Source organism: Nitrosospira sp. Is2 (genome assembly GCF_033095785.1).
Taxonomy (GTDB): domain Bacteria; phylum Pseudomonadota; class Gammaproteobacteria; order Burkholderiales; family Nitrosomonadaceae; genus Nitrosospira.
This window is the reverse complement of the sequence record NZ_CP137134.1, coordinates 1,778,805-1,795,063: the sequence shown is the minus strand read 5'-3', so window position 1 is coordinate 1,795,063 and position 16,259 is coordinate 1,778,805. Positions and strand designations below refer to the sequence as shown.

Genomic DNA, 16,259 nt, shown 5'->3' with positions numbered 1-16,259 from the left:
TTTAAGTCATCTCGTTATTGCAAGCTTAGCCGAAGGCGCGTGACACGCTATAGATAGCGAGCCCCACCAACCCGCCGATCAAGGTCCCGTTAATACGGATATATTGAAGATCTTCACCCACCTGCCGCTCGATCCGCGTGGTTACCGTTTCGGTGTCCCAACCGCGTACGGTATCCGCGATAAGCACGCCTACGTCATGTTGATGAGACTGCACTACCTCCACCACTACTTCATGCATCCATCCATTAACTCGACCGCGCAGTTCGTCTTTGCGAAGCAACGCCTGGGTACCGGCTTCGATCATCTCCCGCAGCCAGGATTTCAGCACCGAATCTGCGCTTAAGGCATCCTCTCGCAGGGTGCGGCGGATATCGCGCCACACGCCTGCAGCATAGTCGCGCAGTGCCGGATGATCCAAGAGCCTGCGCGTGTGCAGGACAATCTCCTCGCGATACTCTGGCGAAGTAGCCAGTTCAGATGCCAGCTTCTCGATGGCCTGGTCGAGTCTGACACGAAGCGGATGCGAGGAATCCCGCCCAATCTCCGCGAAAGCTTCCCGCAGCACGGCCATGACACCGTCCGCTACTTTCTCATCCATCGCAAGCCGTTGCCACAGCCAGGCGGTATTCTCGCGTACGCGCCCGCGAATGCGGGGTTCGTTCGCGGTAATGTACTCGTCAGCTTCACGTAACAACTTGTCGAGCAATACCTGGTGCCGCTTTTCGGCGGTAAGCATTGCCACCACTTCCCCGAGCAGTGGCCCAAGATCGATTCGCTGGGCCCCATGCGCCAAGCCACCCGAGACGAAGCGCTTCACGTCATGGTCATCAACCGAATCCAGCAGTTGCGGAATTAGACGGGTTACGTGACTTGCGATTGCCTCGGTGCGCTCGGGGTCGGACAGCCAGCGGGCCAGCCTGCCGCACATGTCCACGCCCGCCAATTTGGACGAGACCACTTCCGGGGAAGCGAAATTATGCTCGACAAAGCGGCCTAATGCCTCACCGATGCGTTCCTTATTGCGGGGAACAATCGCCGTGTGGGGAATCGGCAGGCCGAGCGGCTCGCGGAATAAGGCGGTCACCGCGAACCAGTCGGCCATGGCACCCACGACGGCCGCCTCGGCGAAAGCGCGCAGATATCCAACCGACGGGTGGAGTGAGAGAAACACGTTGGTGAGAACCAGAATGACGAGCATCGTGATGAGCATGCCGGTCGCGAGGCGCTGCATCCGGTTTCCCGCGGGGGATGACTCCATGGGCTTGGGTCGCTTGAAGTTAGTCGAACCGAGGAGCTATGTCCGGTTGAAGGCAAAAAAGTTTCAAAACCAACTTGCTGCGTATGGGCTTTTTCTCTATCCGATTCGAAAGTACACGGTAGCAATCCGCATCGTCAAGACCTTTGTGCCGTACTGTAATGTTGCAGTTTTGTTGCAGTATAGGCGGCAGTATTCGAAATATTGTACTTTTCAATGCCGACGTAGGAGGGCGTGGGCGTAAATTGGCGAACAAAGCTCCTGATACAGGTCGGGCTCTGATGTTCAACCATAACAACATATAGCATGCCAATGCTGTCCGTTTGATGACCGACTAGCTGACAAAAGGGACAGAAACCGCTGACCGCCAAAGACTAAAAGTTATGCCTCGTCAATATTTGCTGGAGCTCTAACTGTTCCAAGCCCTTGAATATGAATTTTTTATTACAAAACTTGTATTCCGACGCATTTCCCCTATAAATATTATTTGGCAAGCAAAGAAAGGAGGGTGAGCCATGGCTTCAGAATTCAAAAGCAATATTGTGACCGGACTCGCGGCCGGGGTTGGTGCAACGCTGCTGGCACCCATCCTGCTGCCCATGCTCGCACGCATTGTAAAGCCCCTTACCAAGTCGATCATAAAGACCAGCATCACCGCTTATGAGAGAGGACGCGAATCGTTTGCAGAATTGAGCGAGACGGTTGATGACCTGGTCGCGGAGGCAAAGGTAGAACTGGACGCTGAGACGGGGGCGGGTGGCGCTGCAGCTGTGACAACCAGCGGCACCCAGACGGGTAAGGACAGTAATACAGGACACCGCCCGGCTAGTGGAGCCGCCTCTGCCCAGTCTAGCGAACCGGACCGGGCAACCCCGGCCGTTGCCCCCGGGGCGCAGCCTGGCCAAGCCGGTAATGCCGGCCAAGAAGGTGGGTCTGGAACTCCGGCTGCGTGATGGCTCCGCTGGCACGAGTGGCGCATGCCCTGCCGGGCAGAAAACGCCTCAAGATAGAAGAAAGGCGGGGGGACGAGGGGTATTTCGACGCGGTGGAAAAAGCGTTGAGCGAAAGTCCCGGCGTTGTGGCGGTGGAGACAAACTGCCGGACAGGCAGCGTGGTGGTTCACCACCGCCCAGACGAGCCCTCTGCTTTGCAACACGCTGCGGAGCAGGGGCTGTTTCAGCTCGCCACAGAAGCGCCCGAAGCGGGCACCGCGGCTTTCGCGGTTCCATCGGTTGCTGCAAACGCAACTCCGACCCGCAAAGCCTCCAGACCTAAGCCGAAAGCAACTCGGAACAACCGCGCGAGTTTACGTCCGCTGATTATTATGGGCTGGGTGGGGCTCGGTATTGCTCAAGCCATAGAAGGCAATATCGCAGTCCCGGCAATAGCCGCGTTCTGGTATGCATATCTCGTGACTCAGGAAAATGGTGTTAGCAACCCGGAACTGGGTTGAGGTGAAACGAGAGCGGCCCGGCAGCTGGAAACACTGGGCAACGCCGGTTAAAGCCGGTTAAAGCCGAAGCATACCGATGGTTCATCGGTCTAAGTAAACCCTGCTCAGCATAAACATCAGGAGGGCAACTTGCTTCAAGCTCCTCTAGCCCCGACGCTCTTATGCCAATGGGAAAGGTGATATAAAACCGACAATCGTATAAAAGAAACGCGGCCAACGCGTCCTCTTCAAGGTAGATGCACTCGAACGTAATTTGCCGCAATGACAACAGGAGGTACTCGAAATGGCGAAATCTCAAACAGGAAAACCCAGCGGACCAACCACGGGGGACGAAACGCCGAGCAACGAAGAAATTCGCGCCGCCGAACAGGGTGAAATACGCGCCCGGAGCGAAGAGAATCGCGATAAAGAATACCTCGATAAAGAAGCCCGAGAGAGAGAAGCCCGCGACAGAGAACACCGCGACAGAGAAGCTCGGGCCCGCGAACCAGAGGAAGAGCGCATCGGTTCGACGGCCGAGTCTCGCGCCGCACGGGATATGGGGGCGGCAGGCACTACCGTGAAAACGGGGATTGCTGCCAGTCTGCGCGGCATCGATGAAATGGAAACTGAAATCGTCAGCCTGGTACGCAACACCGTGTCAAACTCGATAAGAGCGACCGGTGCAGTCGGTGCGGAAGCGGTCAACATTACCAGGGATGTGGTCAAAGGCGCGCTGGCAGCGACCGATGATGTCGGGACGGGGTTGGTGGTTACCACCAAGAGCGTCGCGAAGGGTGTCGTATTGGGCGTTTCCGATGTGGGTGGAGACGTCATCGCGGCGGCCACAGAGACTGCCAGGGCCGCAGTGAATGGCACGGCTGCGGTAGGGGGCGACACATTGATGGTGGCGAAGCGAACTGTGGACGGCGTAGCCGAGGCAACTAGCGAGACGGGTGGTAACGTAATTGAAACCGTTAGGGCGGTGGCCGGCGGAGCAGCGGACGCGGTCGGAGGGATCGGGACCACGGCAGTGGCCAACGTGCGCGACATTCTTCTTAGTGTTGTAACCGGCGTTAAAGATGTTGCAAACGCGGCGCTGCCCAGGTCTTCGGAATACGAAGATCGTGTCGCCCCGCCGGATCGCAAGCCCTTAGAAGCCGACCGTACGCCTCCTCCTCCGATGTAATATGTTGCCCGGGGCGGCGCACAGGCTCGCCCCGGTATTCCCTGCGGGCGGCATTGATGGCCGGGGATTATGCCCGATCGTATGGCTGGGTAAAAGGCTGCCTCGGATTGTTACAGTGAGCCCATGACGACGGCTACCAGCGGTAATGGAAACCCCTCACTCGGATCTGCCGATAGCCACACGCGAAACCGCCGCCAGCCCCTTGGTCAGGCAGGTGCCAACGGGTAGTCCGGACGAAACTGTCACTTCGGTTCTGGCCAGATTGCCGGGCAATAACTTTGACTACGCCGACACGATTTATGTAATTGACAGGACAAACACGTTGATAGGAATGGTGCCTCTACCCCGGCTGCTCGCGGCGGCACCCCACCACTGTTTACGCGATATTTTGCGCAGACCTTTCCCAACCGCGTACGCCGAGACGGATCAGGAAACGGTTGCATCCCGTGCCATCGTCAATGGGCTTGCCGCTGTACCAGTGGTAGACGAGCAGCAACGCCTGCTAGGCGTGGTGCCGCCACAAGCATTGCTGGAAATTCTGCGCCACGAACACATAGAAGATCTGAACCGCTTCACCGGCATTCGCCATTACAATCTGCAAGCCCGCACGGCAATGGAATCGTCCCCGATACGCCGCGCGAGGGACAGGCTGCCATGGCTGTTGGTGGGGCTGATGGGCAGTATGCTGGCGACCTACGTGATGACGCGATTCGAACACGCGCTGCAGTCGCAGGTGATGATCGCGTTCTTTGTGCCGGGCCTTGTTTACCTGGCGGACGCAGTCGGAACCCAAACCGAGGCGATCGCCGTGCGCGGTCTTTCCCTGAGCGATGCGCCCGTGGGTACGATGATAGCCGGAGAACTGCGAACTGGATTAATCATCGGCCTTACCCTCGGCGCGCTAACCTTCCCGGTCGTCTGGCTCATATTCGGCGATGTCCGCCTGGCATTGGCGGTTTCACTGGCGTTGCTCGCGGCCGGGTCCGTCGCCACAAGCATTGGCTTTCTGTTTCCGTGGACATTCTTCCGTTTGGGCAAAGACCCCGCCTTCGGCAGCGGTCCGCTTGCCACCATCTTTCAGAACGTTCTCACCCTCGTTGTCTACTATTTCACCGTCAGCCTGATCGTTTTATAACCCCCCATATTTAATCAAGCTGTAACAAAGAGCTGGTTAAATGCCATCGTAAGGACACGATATCCTAATGGAGGGCAAATACATGGCTTTTTATGTTCACCACGTACCCGGCCGGTTGCGCATAAAGACTGCGGCGCTAAAGAAGAACTCATCCCGGGCCCGGCAATTGAAGCTCTGCCTGGAGGGAATGCACGGCGTTCTGGAGACTGACGTCAGCATAATCACGGGCAGCATTGTGATCAAGTACGATGCGGGCGTGGTAAGCTCTACCGCAATCCTGAACAACCTGCACGACCAAGGGTATATTCGGAATGTGGAGCATATCGCTCACAATGTCTCTTATGAAGTCCACCCCATGCAAAAGGTGACAGACACCTTCGTGCAAAAACTGGTCGAGGCCGCCCTGGAACGGTCGGCCACAGCTCTTGTCGCAGCGCTGATCTAATAATCAGGATTTTAACGGGGTCGGTCCGAAGCATGAGTGCGCGAACATGACATGGTAGCGCACAGGGTCCAACCCATTAGACCCTCTAAATCAGTAACGCCGTCTTATCGGTCCGCTCCCACGGCAGCCCAACATCCATTCGTCCCACATGACCGTATACCGCTAGTCGGCGGTAGAAGCCTCCGCGAACCACCTGGGGTTGATAGCGCAAGTTGAATGCGCGGATGATTCCGGCCGGGCGGAAATCGAAATGGGCCTGAACGCGGGCCGCGATTTCCTCGTCGGGAATGCGACCGGTACCGAAGCAGTCGACTTGCACGCTGACTGGCCTGGCAATCCCTATCGAATACGCGAGATGTACCTCGCAAGCTTGCGCGAGGCCAGCCGCGACCACGTTCTTTGCGGCGTAACGGGCTGCATAGGCGCCGCCCCGGTCGATCCGGGACGGGTCCTTACCTGATAGTGCCGACTCGGACTGACGGGAGTATTCGCCATAAGTATCAATGGCATTCTTGCGCCCCGTTAACCCAGAGTGCAGCGCCGGCCCTCCGTCGATAATGGGTCCGTCCGGATTGATGAAAACATGAGTATGTGCGTCGGGGCGCACTTTCTCGCCCAGGAATGCCGGTTCGATCACATTTTCGTAGAGGTCGTCGCGCAACGACCGAACTCCCCTCGGAGTGTCGCTCCGCTGACTCGACACCAGGGTCACCGAGTGAATGCGGTAAGGCTGGCCATCACGGTATTCCACGCCCACCTGTGTCTTTCCGTCGGGAGCGAGATAGGCCAACTGCTTCTGCAAACGTGCCGCTGCAAGCCGGCGTGCAAGTTTATGCGAGAGCCAGATGGGCAGCGGCATCAGGGCTGCGGTCTGGTTGCAAGCAAAACCGAATACATTGCCCTGGTTCTTGGCGGTTACGGCTTCCACCTCTTCCTCATTCATCTTGCGCTCATCCAGTTTCGGGTAGGGCGTTACCGGTAGTTCCATCAAACTCGTCATGACAGTGCAGTCCTTCGCGTTGAAATCCTCATGCTCGTAGCCGATCTGACCGATGACCTGTCGAGCCACGTCTGGAATGTCAACCGAGGCCAGGGAAGCGAAGCGTGCAGCGATAAATAATATTCCCTTGGACACTGCGCACTCCACCACGACCTTCGAAAAGGGATCCTGCTGGAGAAAGCGATCGATAAGCGCATCACTCACTTGATCGCAGAGCTTATCCGGGTGGCCATCAGTCACGGATTCAGAGCTGAACATGAAATCCTGCTTCATGACCTAGACCCCTGCAGTGTCGCCGGAGGAAGGCGAAAGCGCCTGCAACCGTCCCCTAGGGTTGGCGGGGTTGGAAGGGCGCCCTTTGGTCGCTTCGTTCAGTAGAAAGGGCAATCCTGACCCCGCGGTTATCACTGCCACATCCATGGGGCGCGGCATGGCGGTCCCCAGCAGGCTTCTAAGTCCCGGTACAGCCACGGCCGCCAATTGCAATGCCGCGGTTGCGCCAACCGCCATATTAAGGTAGGAATTGGACTGTAGCGTTTCACGGCCGTAAATGCTGTTGCGGTCGGAACGGCAACTATAGGCATGCAACAGTTGCGCCAAGGTCAGGGTCATGAAGGCAGCTGAGCCAGCCTGCGGCCCGACCCCATAACGTGCAATCGCATAGCCGTAACTGGCCATCGACCCTGCGGTTATAGTGAGCGATTCGAACCCGTAGCGCTTGAAGTCGGCGGGTCCTATGATAGGTTCCCGCGGATCTCTTGGCGGCCGGCATAAAATGTCTGGCTCGGGCGGCTCGACGGCAAGCGCCAGGGCCGGAAAAATGTCGGTCACCAGATTAATCCACAACAACTGCATGGTGGTAAGCGGAGTGCCGAGCCCGCTTCCGATGGAACCGAGCATCACCATGATCTCGGAGAGATTGGTAGCGGTGAGAAAATGGACTGACTTGCGAATATTGTTGTAGATCGTGCGACCTTCCGAGATCGCGACGATCATCGTGTGCAGATTATCGTCCTCCAGTACTACGTCAGAAACACTCCGGGCGACATCCGTGCCGGTTTCACCCATCGCCACGCCGATGTCGGCGGCTCTGAGCGCCGGCCCGTCGTTTATTCCGTCCCCCGTCATGGCGGCGACTTTGCCGCCTCGTTGCAACGCCTGTATTATCTGGAGTTTGTTCGCGGGACTGACCCGGGAGAAGATATTAACCTTCTGCGCGAGGCCGGTGAGAACCTCCTGATCCAGTTGCTCAAGTCTGGTGGAATCGAGAATATCCAGTTCCCCGCTGCGGGACAGTCCAAGCTCCTTACCGATGGCGTAGGCGGTTGCGCTCTGATCGCCCGTGATCATTACCGTATCTATCCCCGCTTGATGAAATAAAGCGATAAGCTCCCTGACGCCCTCCCGCAAAGGGTCCGCCATACCGGTCAATCCAAGCCAGACGAGCTCTTCTGCGGCCGGTTGATCGGCTTGCGCCAGTTCCGCATAGGCAAATCCCAACACGCGCAGAGCTTCCGCAGCCATGCGATCATTTTCGATGCGTATAGCGGCGCGATCTGTTTCCGTAAGCGGGAGGCGGACTCCATCCTTGATCCACCAGTTACACATCTCCAGCACTTCGATTGGACTGCCCTTGACGGCGATCAACATTCCGTCTCCTTTCACCGCATGCACGGTGCGCATGTAGTTCTGATTCTCGGTACGGTATTCCACGCGCAATCGTGGATACTGCCGTCGGAGCTCGTCCACTGGAACGCCAGCGGCAATGGCGAGATGCACCAGCGCACTTTCAGTGGCCGAGCCCTTGAGCTCATACCCGCCTTCCGAGCCATTCACCTCCGTTTCGTTGCACAGGACTGCCACATGCGCCAGGCGCAGCAATTCATCACTCTGGGCGGGGTCCATTCTCACGCCCCCGTCGCGAAATATATCGTTTGCGAGCGTGATGTGACGTCCGCCACAGTGCACTGCCAGCACGGTCATTCGGTTGAGGGTAAGCGTACCGGTCTTGTCCAGGCAGATCACCTGCATGGCGCCTAAAGTCTCCACAGCGTCCAGATGCCGCACCAGCACATGATGGCGGCGCATGTTGCGGATGCCCAGCGCCAGAGTGGTCGTCGCCACGGTGGGCAGGCCTTCCGGCACTGCCGCAACTGCAAGGGATACCGATGTCTTCAGCATTTGTAGCCAGCCGTATCCACGCGTGAGCCCGATCAAAAACACGACTCCGCAGATGCCAGCGGATAGCAGCACCATTTGATTGCCAAGCGCGTCAAGCTGCGTCTGCATCGGGGTTTCCGGCGACCGGGTTTCGCCAACGAGCAACTGGACGGCGCCGATTTCGGTGTACCGGCCAGTCCCCACCACCACTGCCAGACCACTGCCCCCCGTGACGGCCGTGCCCTTGTACACCATGTTGAACCGATCCCCCAGCGGCACATCGGTCTGGTCCAGGGTCTCCACCCGCTTGATAACCGGCAAGCTTTCTCCGGTAAGCGCAGACTCGTCCACCATCAGGCTGCGCGACTCCAGCACTCTCCCGTCGGCAGCTACTCGGGTCCCCGGTACCAGAACCAGGACATCGCCGGGCACCAGGGCTTCAACCTCCACTTTGACCAAACGGCCGTCACGGATCACGCTGGCGTTCTGTTGGTGGATGTGTCCCAGCGCATTAATCGTTCGCTCCGCCTGCGCTTCGGTAACATAGCCAGTGCCCGCGTTGATCATCACGACCCCAAGGATCACCACCGCATCGGCAAGCCCCCCCGTCGCCGCGGAAAGCACCGCCGACGCTCCCAGTAAAACAACCGGAAGGCTTTTGAACTGCCCCAGAAAAATACTCAACCCCGAGCGAGGTCGGCTCTCTGGCAAGCTGTTGGGTCCGAAGCGCCGCAGTTTCCGTTGCGCCGCGGCCTGGCTAAGCCCACGATCCTTTGAAGTTTCCAATGCTGTTAGCACCGCGCCGCGAGATAATGCGTGCCAGGACACCCGGTCTTGCACAGAAGCCGGACCGGCGTTAGCAGAGACCGCCAATTGCGAAGGACGCAGCGGGTGAATATTCGCAGCCGTATTTTGCTCGGCTGCAGCAGGTCCCGCGGCTAGCAGCGCTTCTACCAGGACAGTGATTTCTTCAACAGTCCGCGTGGGATCGAAAACAACCAATACGCGGCCGGTGAGAACGTTTGCGCTCACCTGTCTAACCCCGGCGTCGCGTACCAACGCGGACTCGATCCTGAGCCTGACTGGCTCGCAGCGATACAAGCCTTTGACTTTAAGCCTGGCGCGACCCTTTACCTCCGCGTGAACAATACGCACTCGAACGGGATGCTCAGCTTCCGCCACCGGCAGCCTCAAAGCTTCGCCACGCTTCAAAGGATCGGAGAGGATGGTCATTTTCTTAGCAGGAGGATCATCAACGTTATGTGACAGTTTGAGCGCGGATGCTAGACCAACCATCCTCTCGTTGTCCTGGCAGCGAGCGACTATTCAAAGATGCGACGAAGCCGGCTGTTCAAGCCCATGGAAGCCTCCATCTACTTTGTAGGTCAAGATCAGGCCCGAATCAAGGCATTTTCCTGTTATTTTCTGCCCGTTTCCGGAGTTAAGTCTGGCGCGGACTGGAAACGCCTGGTTGCTGAAGGATTTTACGATGGCCTCTTTCCCACTTCAGCTGGGCGTAGCGCCTGGAGCCCTGGAGTCCCATACACTGCTCTATGTCCTTGCACCCAGGGGAAAATACGGATAGGGCCATGGTAGAATCAGGCTCCACCTGAAACCTATCGTTTGCGATGAATGAAAATCCCCGTACCGAATTGCTAAAAAGCCTTCTTGCAAGCCGCATCGTGTTGCTCGATGGAGCCATGGGAACCATGATCCAGAGCCACAAGCTCAACGAAGCGGACTACCGTGGCGCACGCTTTGCCGATTTTCCATACGATCTCCGGGGAAATAACGACCTTCTTACGCTTACCCAGCCGCAGGTCATCCGTTCCATCCACGAGGCTTATCTCGAGGCTGGAGCGGACATCGTCGAGACCAATACGTTTAATTCCAACGCTGCGTCGATGGCGGATTACCACATGCAGGATCTGGTGTACGAGCTTAATTTTGCCGGGGTAAAACTGGCGAAGGAAGCGGCCGTTGCCATCGAAGCACGCATGCCGGAGAAGCCACGTTTTGTGGCTGGCGTTTTGGGGCCCACCACCAAAACCGCTTCGATCTCTCCGGATGTTAACGACCCTGGGTTTCGCGGCATCACCTTCGATCAACTGGTGACCGACTATACGGAAAGTATTCGCGGCCTGATCGACGGTGGAGCGGATATCCTCCTTGTCGAAACCATATTTGATACGCTAAATGCCAAGGCTGCGCTGTTTGCCATAGACCAGTTTTTCGTGGATCAGGGCGTGCGTGTTCCCGTGATGATTTCTGCGACCATCACCGACGCGTCCGGGCGTACGCTGTCCGGACAAACACCGGAAGCCTTCTGGAACTCCGTGAGCCATGCCCGCCCGTTGTCGGTGGGGCTCAATTGTGCGCTTGGGGCTGAACTGATGCGCCCCTACATCGAAGAACTCTCGCGTGTCTCGGGTATATACGTAAGCGCCCATCCTAACGCCGGGCTACCCAACCCCCTGGCCGAGACAGGCTATGATGAATCGCCGGAATATACCGCCAGCCTGATCAAGGAATTTGCGCAATCCGGCTTTGTGAATATTGTCGGCGGCTGCTGCGGCACTACACCCGCGCACATTAAGGCCATCGCGGATGCGGTAAACGGTATTGCACCTCGGCCCCTGCCTGATATTCCAAAAAAGTTGCGCCTTTCCGGCCTTGAGCCTCTCAACATCGGAGATGATTCGCTGTTCGTAAACGTCGGCGAGCGAACCAACGTCACGGGGTCGAAAGCGTTTTCCCGATTGATCCTGAACAATAATTATGCGGAAGCGCTGAGCGTCGCCCGCAACCAGGTGGAAAACGGCGCGCAGATCATCGATATCAATATGGACGAGGCGATGCTCGATTCGCAGAAGGCGATGGTCACCTTCCTGAACCTGCTGGCCGCCGAACCGGATATCAGCCGCGTACCCGTGATGATCGATTCAAGCAAGTGGTCCGTAATCGACGCGGGACTGAAATGCGTGCAGGGCAAGGCGATCATCAACTCGATCAGCTTGAAAGAAGGCGAAGCGGAGTTCCTAGAGCATGCCAAACTCGCCCGTCGCTACGGCGCGGCAGTCATTGTGATGGCATTCGACGAATCCGGCCAAGCCGACACGCTGCAACGCAAGGTGGACATTTGTACGCGTTGCTACCGCTTTCTGGTCGATCAGGTCGGTTTCCCTCCTGAGGACATCATTTTTGATCCGAACATTTTCGCGGTCGCCACAGGCATCGAGGAACACAACAATTATGGCGTGGATTTCATCGAAGCCACCCGCTTGATCAAGCAAACGCTTCCCTACGCCAAGGTAAGCGGGGGGGTATCCAATGTATCATTCTCGTTCCGTGGTAATGAACCGGTGCGGGAAGCGATCCATAGCGCGTTTCTCTACCACGCGGTGCGCGCGGGCATGACCATGGGCATCGTTAACGCGGGGCAACTGGGCGTCTACTCCGATATTCCCAAAGATTTGCTGGAGCGGGTGGAGGACGTGCTGCTCAACCGCTCGCCCAAGGAAGGCGGAGATGCAACACCTACCGAGCGTCTGGTCGAATTCGCCGAAAGTTTCAAGGGAAAAAGCAAGGAGAACACGGAAGATCTCTCGTGGCGGAATGAGCCGGTACAGCAGCGCCTGACGCATGCGCTGGTAAGGGGCATCACTACCTATATTGTGGAGGATACCGAGGCGGCGAGGCTGGAAATAGCCGAGCAAGGCGGACGGCCGATTCAGGTGATCGAGGGCCCGCTCATGAACGGGATGAACGTGGTCGGCGACCTGTTTGGCTCGGGCAAGATGTTTCTGCCTCAGGTAGTCAAGTCCGCCCGGGTAATGAAACAGGCCGTGGCACACCTGCTGCCGTACATCGAGGCGGAAAAGCAATTATCGGGCGATTCAAGGGCCAAGGGCAAAATCGTGATCGCGACGGTCAAGGGCGATGTGCACGATATCGGCAAGAATATCGTTACCGTGGTGCTCCAGTGCAACAATTATGAGGTCGTCAATATGGGCGTGATGGTGCCTTCCGCCCAGATACTGGATATGGCCAGGCGAGAGAACGCGGATATGATCGGGCTTTCGGGCCTGATCACGCCTTCGCTGGAAGAAATGGCGCACGTGGCGAAGGAAATGGAGCGCGAGGGCTTCACGATTCCGCTGCTGATCGGTGGCGCCACCACTTCTCGCGTACATACGGCAGTGAAAGTGGCACCGCATTATAGCGGCGTGACGGTGTGGGTGCCGGATGCAAGCCGGGCCGTGAGCGTATGCAGCAACCTGCTGTCAGACGATTTACGGACGGAGTACGTCCGGGAAATTCAGGTTGAGTACGAGAGGGTTCGCACCCAGCATAAAAACAAGAAAGGACCGGCGCCGATGCTATCCATCGCGCAGGCACGTGCAAACGCGTTCAAGACGGATTGGACCTCGTACACGCCGCCCGAGCCCGATTTTATCGGCGTGAGGTCCTTGAAAAATTATCCCCTCGAAAGGATCGTCCCGTTCATAGACTGGACGCCATTCTTTCAGGCTTGGGAATTGTCGGGGCGCTTTCCCGCGATTCTGCAAGACGAGGTCGTCGGTGAGGCGGCCACTACGCTCTACCGCGATGCGCAGGCCATGCTGAAGAAGATCGTCGAACAAAAGTGGCTTTCCGCCAATGCCGTGTTCGGCATTTTCCCGGCAAACATGGTCGATGGCGACGATATAGAAATCTATGCGGATAAGGCGCGTACGCGGTTGGCAATGACATTTCACAACTTGCGGCAGCAGACCACGAAGCCTCCCGGACGCCCTAATCTGTGCCTGGCAGATTTCGTCGCGCCCAAGGAAACGGGTATCCGGGATACGATCGGGGCGTTTGCCGTTACTGCCGGGCTCGGCATCGACGCGCGGATAAAAGCGTTTGAGGAGGCACATGACGATTACAGCGCGATTATCCTGAAAGCGCTGGCCGATCGCCTGGCTGAGGCTTTCGCCGAGCACATGCACTGGCGGATACGGCGGGAGTTTTGGGGTTTTGCCAAAGATGAAGACCTGAGCACCGAACAGCTCGTCGCGGAAGAGTATCGCGGCATCCGCCCTGCTCCCGGTTATCCCGCCTGCCCGGACCACACCGAGAAGGGGCCATTATTCGAACTGCTGAAGGCGCCGGAAAACGCCGGCATTATCATAACCGAATCCTACGCCATGGTGCCGACCGCGGCGGTATCGGGTTTTTATTTTGCTCACCCCGAAGCGGACTACTTCGCGATCGGGAAAATAGGCAAGGACCAGGTGGAAGACTACGCCCGGCGGAAGAGCTGGACAGTGGAAGAAACGGAAAAATGGCTGGCGCCAGTCCTGGCTTATGAACGGAGCTGATAGCAGAGGTTATCGAAACATAGTCAGAGCCTGCCTCCCCTGCAGCAAACAGTGGGGATCAAGCGAGTCAGCGCGAGTCAGCTTCAGTCAGCCTCAATTACCTTTGACCCGGCTGATTTTCGCGACTTCGGAAGTACGCCTCAAGTTTCGCATCACTTGAGCCAGATGATGACGATTACGAACCTGTAACATAAAAGTCATGGTTGTGTACGCGCCATCACCTTCCATGCCGACGTTGTCGATATTGGAGCCAGCCTCGGCGATTGCGGCAGCGACCCTTGCCAATACGCCGCGCTGATTGGCGACCATCAGCTTGATGCTTACCTCGAACTGCCTGTTTATATCCTTGCCCCAGGCTACGTCCAGCCAGTTATCGGAATTACCCCTGTTTTTCAAAACTGCTGGACAATCATGGGTGTGTATCACAAGCCCCTGATCCTTCTTGATGAAGCCGACAACGGGATCTTCCGGAATCGGCCGGCAACACTTGGCGAATTGCACTGCCATACCTTCGGTGCCAAGTATGGTGATGACGTCGGCAGACCCGCTCGCGCCAGCAGCTGATTCCCCGGGCATGATCAGTCGTCTCGCGACAACCGCGGGCAGGTGCTTGCCCAACCCCATGTCGGCCAGCAAGTCTTTCTTCGATTTTGCCCCGCTGTCGCGGGCCAGTTTCTCCCATTGCGCTGCAGTGATGGTTTGCAGATCTATCTTTAGCGAACCTAGTGCCTGGTTGAGCAAACGTTCTCCCAGCCTGGCGGATTCTTCATATTGCATCGTTTTAAGAAAACGGCGGATATGCGACCGGGCCTTCCCGGTAACCACGTAATTCAGCCAAGCGGGATTGGGTTTCGCATGGGACGCGGTTACGATCTCCACCCGGTCGCCGCTCCTGAGAACGGTGCGCAATGGCGCGCTCTCGCCATTTATTTTTGCGGCCACACAGCAGTCCCCGATATCGGTATGGACCGCATAGGCGAAGTCAACGGCCGTGGAATCTTTAGGCAACGCCAATATCTTGCCTTGGGGCGTAAATACGTAAACCTCCCCAGGAAACAGATCAACTTTAAGGTGTTCCAGGAACTCCAGGGAATCAGTCGAGTCGCTGAGCGTTTCCAGCAGGCTTTGCAGCCACTGATGGGTCTTCATATGCAAATCGTTCAGATCTGCGTCGGTACTCTTATACAGCCAGTGCGAGGCAACCCCCGCCTCAGCGATCCTATGCATTTCCGGCGTGCGAATCTGCACTTCGATCGGCGTGCCATAGGGCCCCCACAGCGTGCTGTGCAATGACTGGTAGCCATTTGCCTTGGGAATGGCAATGTAGTCTTTGAATTTCCCGGGGATCGGATTGTAAAGACTGTGTAACGCGCCCAACGCGATGTAACAAGAGGGCACGTCTTTGACGATCACTCGAAAGCCATAGATATCGAGAACTTCGGAGAACGTGAGGTGCTTCTCCGCCATCTTCTTATAGATACTGTAAAGCTGTTTTTCGCGCCCGCTTACCTCCGCGTCAAGGCCGGATGTTTTCAAGCGCTGCTTGATCGCGTCAAGAATCTTCGTGACCATTTCGCGGCGATTCCCGCGTGCCGCCTTGGTTGCGTTGGCCAGAACCCTGTAGCGTGTGGGAAAAAGATAGCGGAAGCTGAGATCCTGCAGTTCGTGATAGATATTGTTGAGCCCGAGGCGATTCGCTATTGGAGCATAGATTTCCATGGTCTCGCGCGCGATGCGGCGGCGTTTTTCGGGACGCATTGCCTCAAGTGTCCGCATGTTATGCAGCCGATCGGCGAGTTTGATGAGGATGACCCGAACATCGCGCGCCATCGCAAGAAGCATCTTGCGGAAGTTTTCCGCCTGGGCATCCGCATGGGTTTGAAACTCGATCTTGTCAAGCTTCGATACGCCGTCAACCAGTTCCGCGACTGGTTTGCCAAATCGATCACTGATCTCGGCCTTAGAGACGTGAGTATCCTCCATGACGTCATGAAGCAGCGCTGCGGCTAATGTCTGGGTATCAAGGCGTAACTTGCCGAGTATGCTGGCGACGGCCAGCGGGTGAGAGATGTAGGGTTCGCCGGATTTGCGAAATTGCCCGGAATGGGCGCTTTGACTGAAGAGATAGGCGTTCTGAAGCTCGGAAACGTCCTCGCGCTTGAGATAGCTGGACAGTTCGCTAAAAAGGAAACTTGCCTCGGGCAAAGTATCGGAGGAACTCGGCAAACCTGGTGTTCGCATCGTGATTTCCTTCAAGTCTTACCCGGGTATAGTTCCTAG

10 protein-coding genes are annotated in these 16,259 nt (G+C 57.1%); 6 read left to right on the top strand and 4 right to left on the bottom strand.

Annotated features, from left to right (window positions below):
* Nucleotides 1-25: 25 nt before the first annotated feature.
* Nucleotides 26-1,231 carry a DUF445 domain-containing protein gene (locus R5L00_RS07980; protein WP_181320599.1) on the bottom strand — a complete coding sequence of 402 codons (1,206 nt, stop codon included), beginning with the start codon at nt 1,229-1,231 and terminating at the stop codon, nt 26-28.
* 539 nt (nt 1,232-1,770) lie between these two features.
* Between R5L00_RS07980 and R5L00_RS07975 the strand changes: the two genes are divergently transcribed.
* From R5L00_RS07975 to R5L00_RS07955, 5 genes are all read left to right on the top strand, one after another.
* On the top strand, nt 1,771-2,208 hold the full coding sequence (locus R5L00_RS07975; RefSeq protein WP_107694521.1) for a DUF5132 domain-containing protein: 438 nt from the start codon (nt 1,771-1,773) through the stop codon (nt 2,206-2,208).
* Entirely contained in the window at nt 2,205-2,708 is a 504-nt protein-coding gene (locus R5L00_RS07970; RefSeq protein WP_317650512.1) for a hypothetical protein, read from the top strand. The genes R5L00_RS07975 and R5L00_RS07970 overlap by 4 nt, the downstream gene beginning before the upstream one ends.
* 283 nt (nt 2,709-2,991) lie before the next feature.
* Nucleotides 2,992-3,876, top strand: coding sequence for a hypothetical protein (locus tag R5L00_RS07965; protein ID WP_317650510.1), 885 nt, complete (start codon nt 2,992-2,994; stop codon nt 3,874-3,876).
* Between the two features lie 145 nt (nt 3,877-4,021).
* Nucleotides 4,022-5,011 (top strand): magnesium transporter, encoded by a 990-nt coding sequence (locus tag R5L00_RS07960; RefSeq protein WP_317650508.1) that lies wholly within the window; start codon nt 4,022-4,024, stop codon nt 5,009-5,011.
* A gap of 82 nt (nt 5,012-5,093) precedes the next feature.
* Nucleotides 5,094-5,456, top strand: coding sequence for an HMA2 domain-containing protein (locus R5L00_RS07955; RefSeq protein ID WP_107694517.1), 363 nt, complete (start codon nt 5,094-5,096; stop codon nt 5,454-5,456).
* Between the two features lie 85 nt (nt 5,457-5,541).
* On the opposite strand, the gene metK is transcribed toward R5L00_RS07955, so the two are convergent.
* Entirely contained in the window at nt 5,542-6,714 is a 1,173-nt protein-coding gene (metK, locus tag R5L00_RS07950; protein WP_258192703.1) for a methionine adenosyltransferase, read from the bottom strand.
* An 18-nt stretch (nt 6,715-6,732) separates the two neighbouring features.
* A complete protein-coding gene (locus R5L00_RS07945; RefSeq protein ID WP_317654096.1) occupies nt 6,733-9,849 on the bottom strand; it encodes a cation-transporting P-type ATPase in 3,117 nt (1,038 codons plus the stop codon).
* A 395-nt stretch (nt 9,850-10,244) separates the two neighbouring features.
* Here R5L00_RS07945 and metH point away from each other — a divergent pair, with 395 nt between their 5' ends.
* The gene (metH, locus tag R5L00_RS07940) at nt 10,245-13,979 is read left to right on the top strand and encodes a methionine synthase (RefSeq protein ID WP_317654095.1); all 3,735 of its coding nucleotides are present in this window, start codon (nt 10,245-10,247) and stop codon (nt 13,977-13,979) included.
* A gap of 93 nt (nt 13,980-14,072) precedes the next feature.
* Here the strand turns inward: metH and R5L00_RS07935 are convergent, their stop codons facing one another.
* A complete protein-coding gene (locus R5L00_RS07935; protein WP_107694514.1) occupies nt 14,073-16,220 on the bottom strand; it encodes a RelA/SpoT family protein in 2,148 nt (715 codons plus the stop codon).
* Nucleotides 16,221-16,259 lie beyond the last annotated feature (39 nt).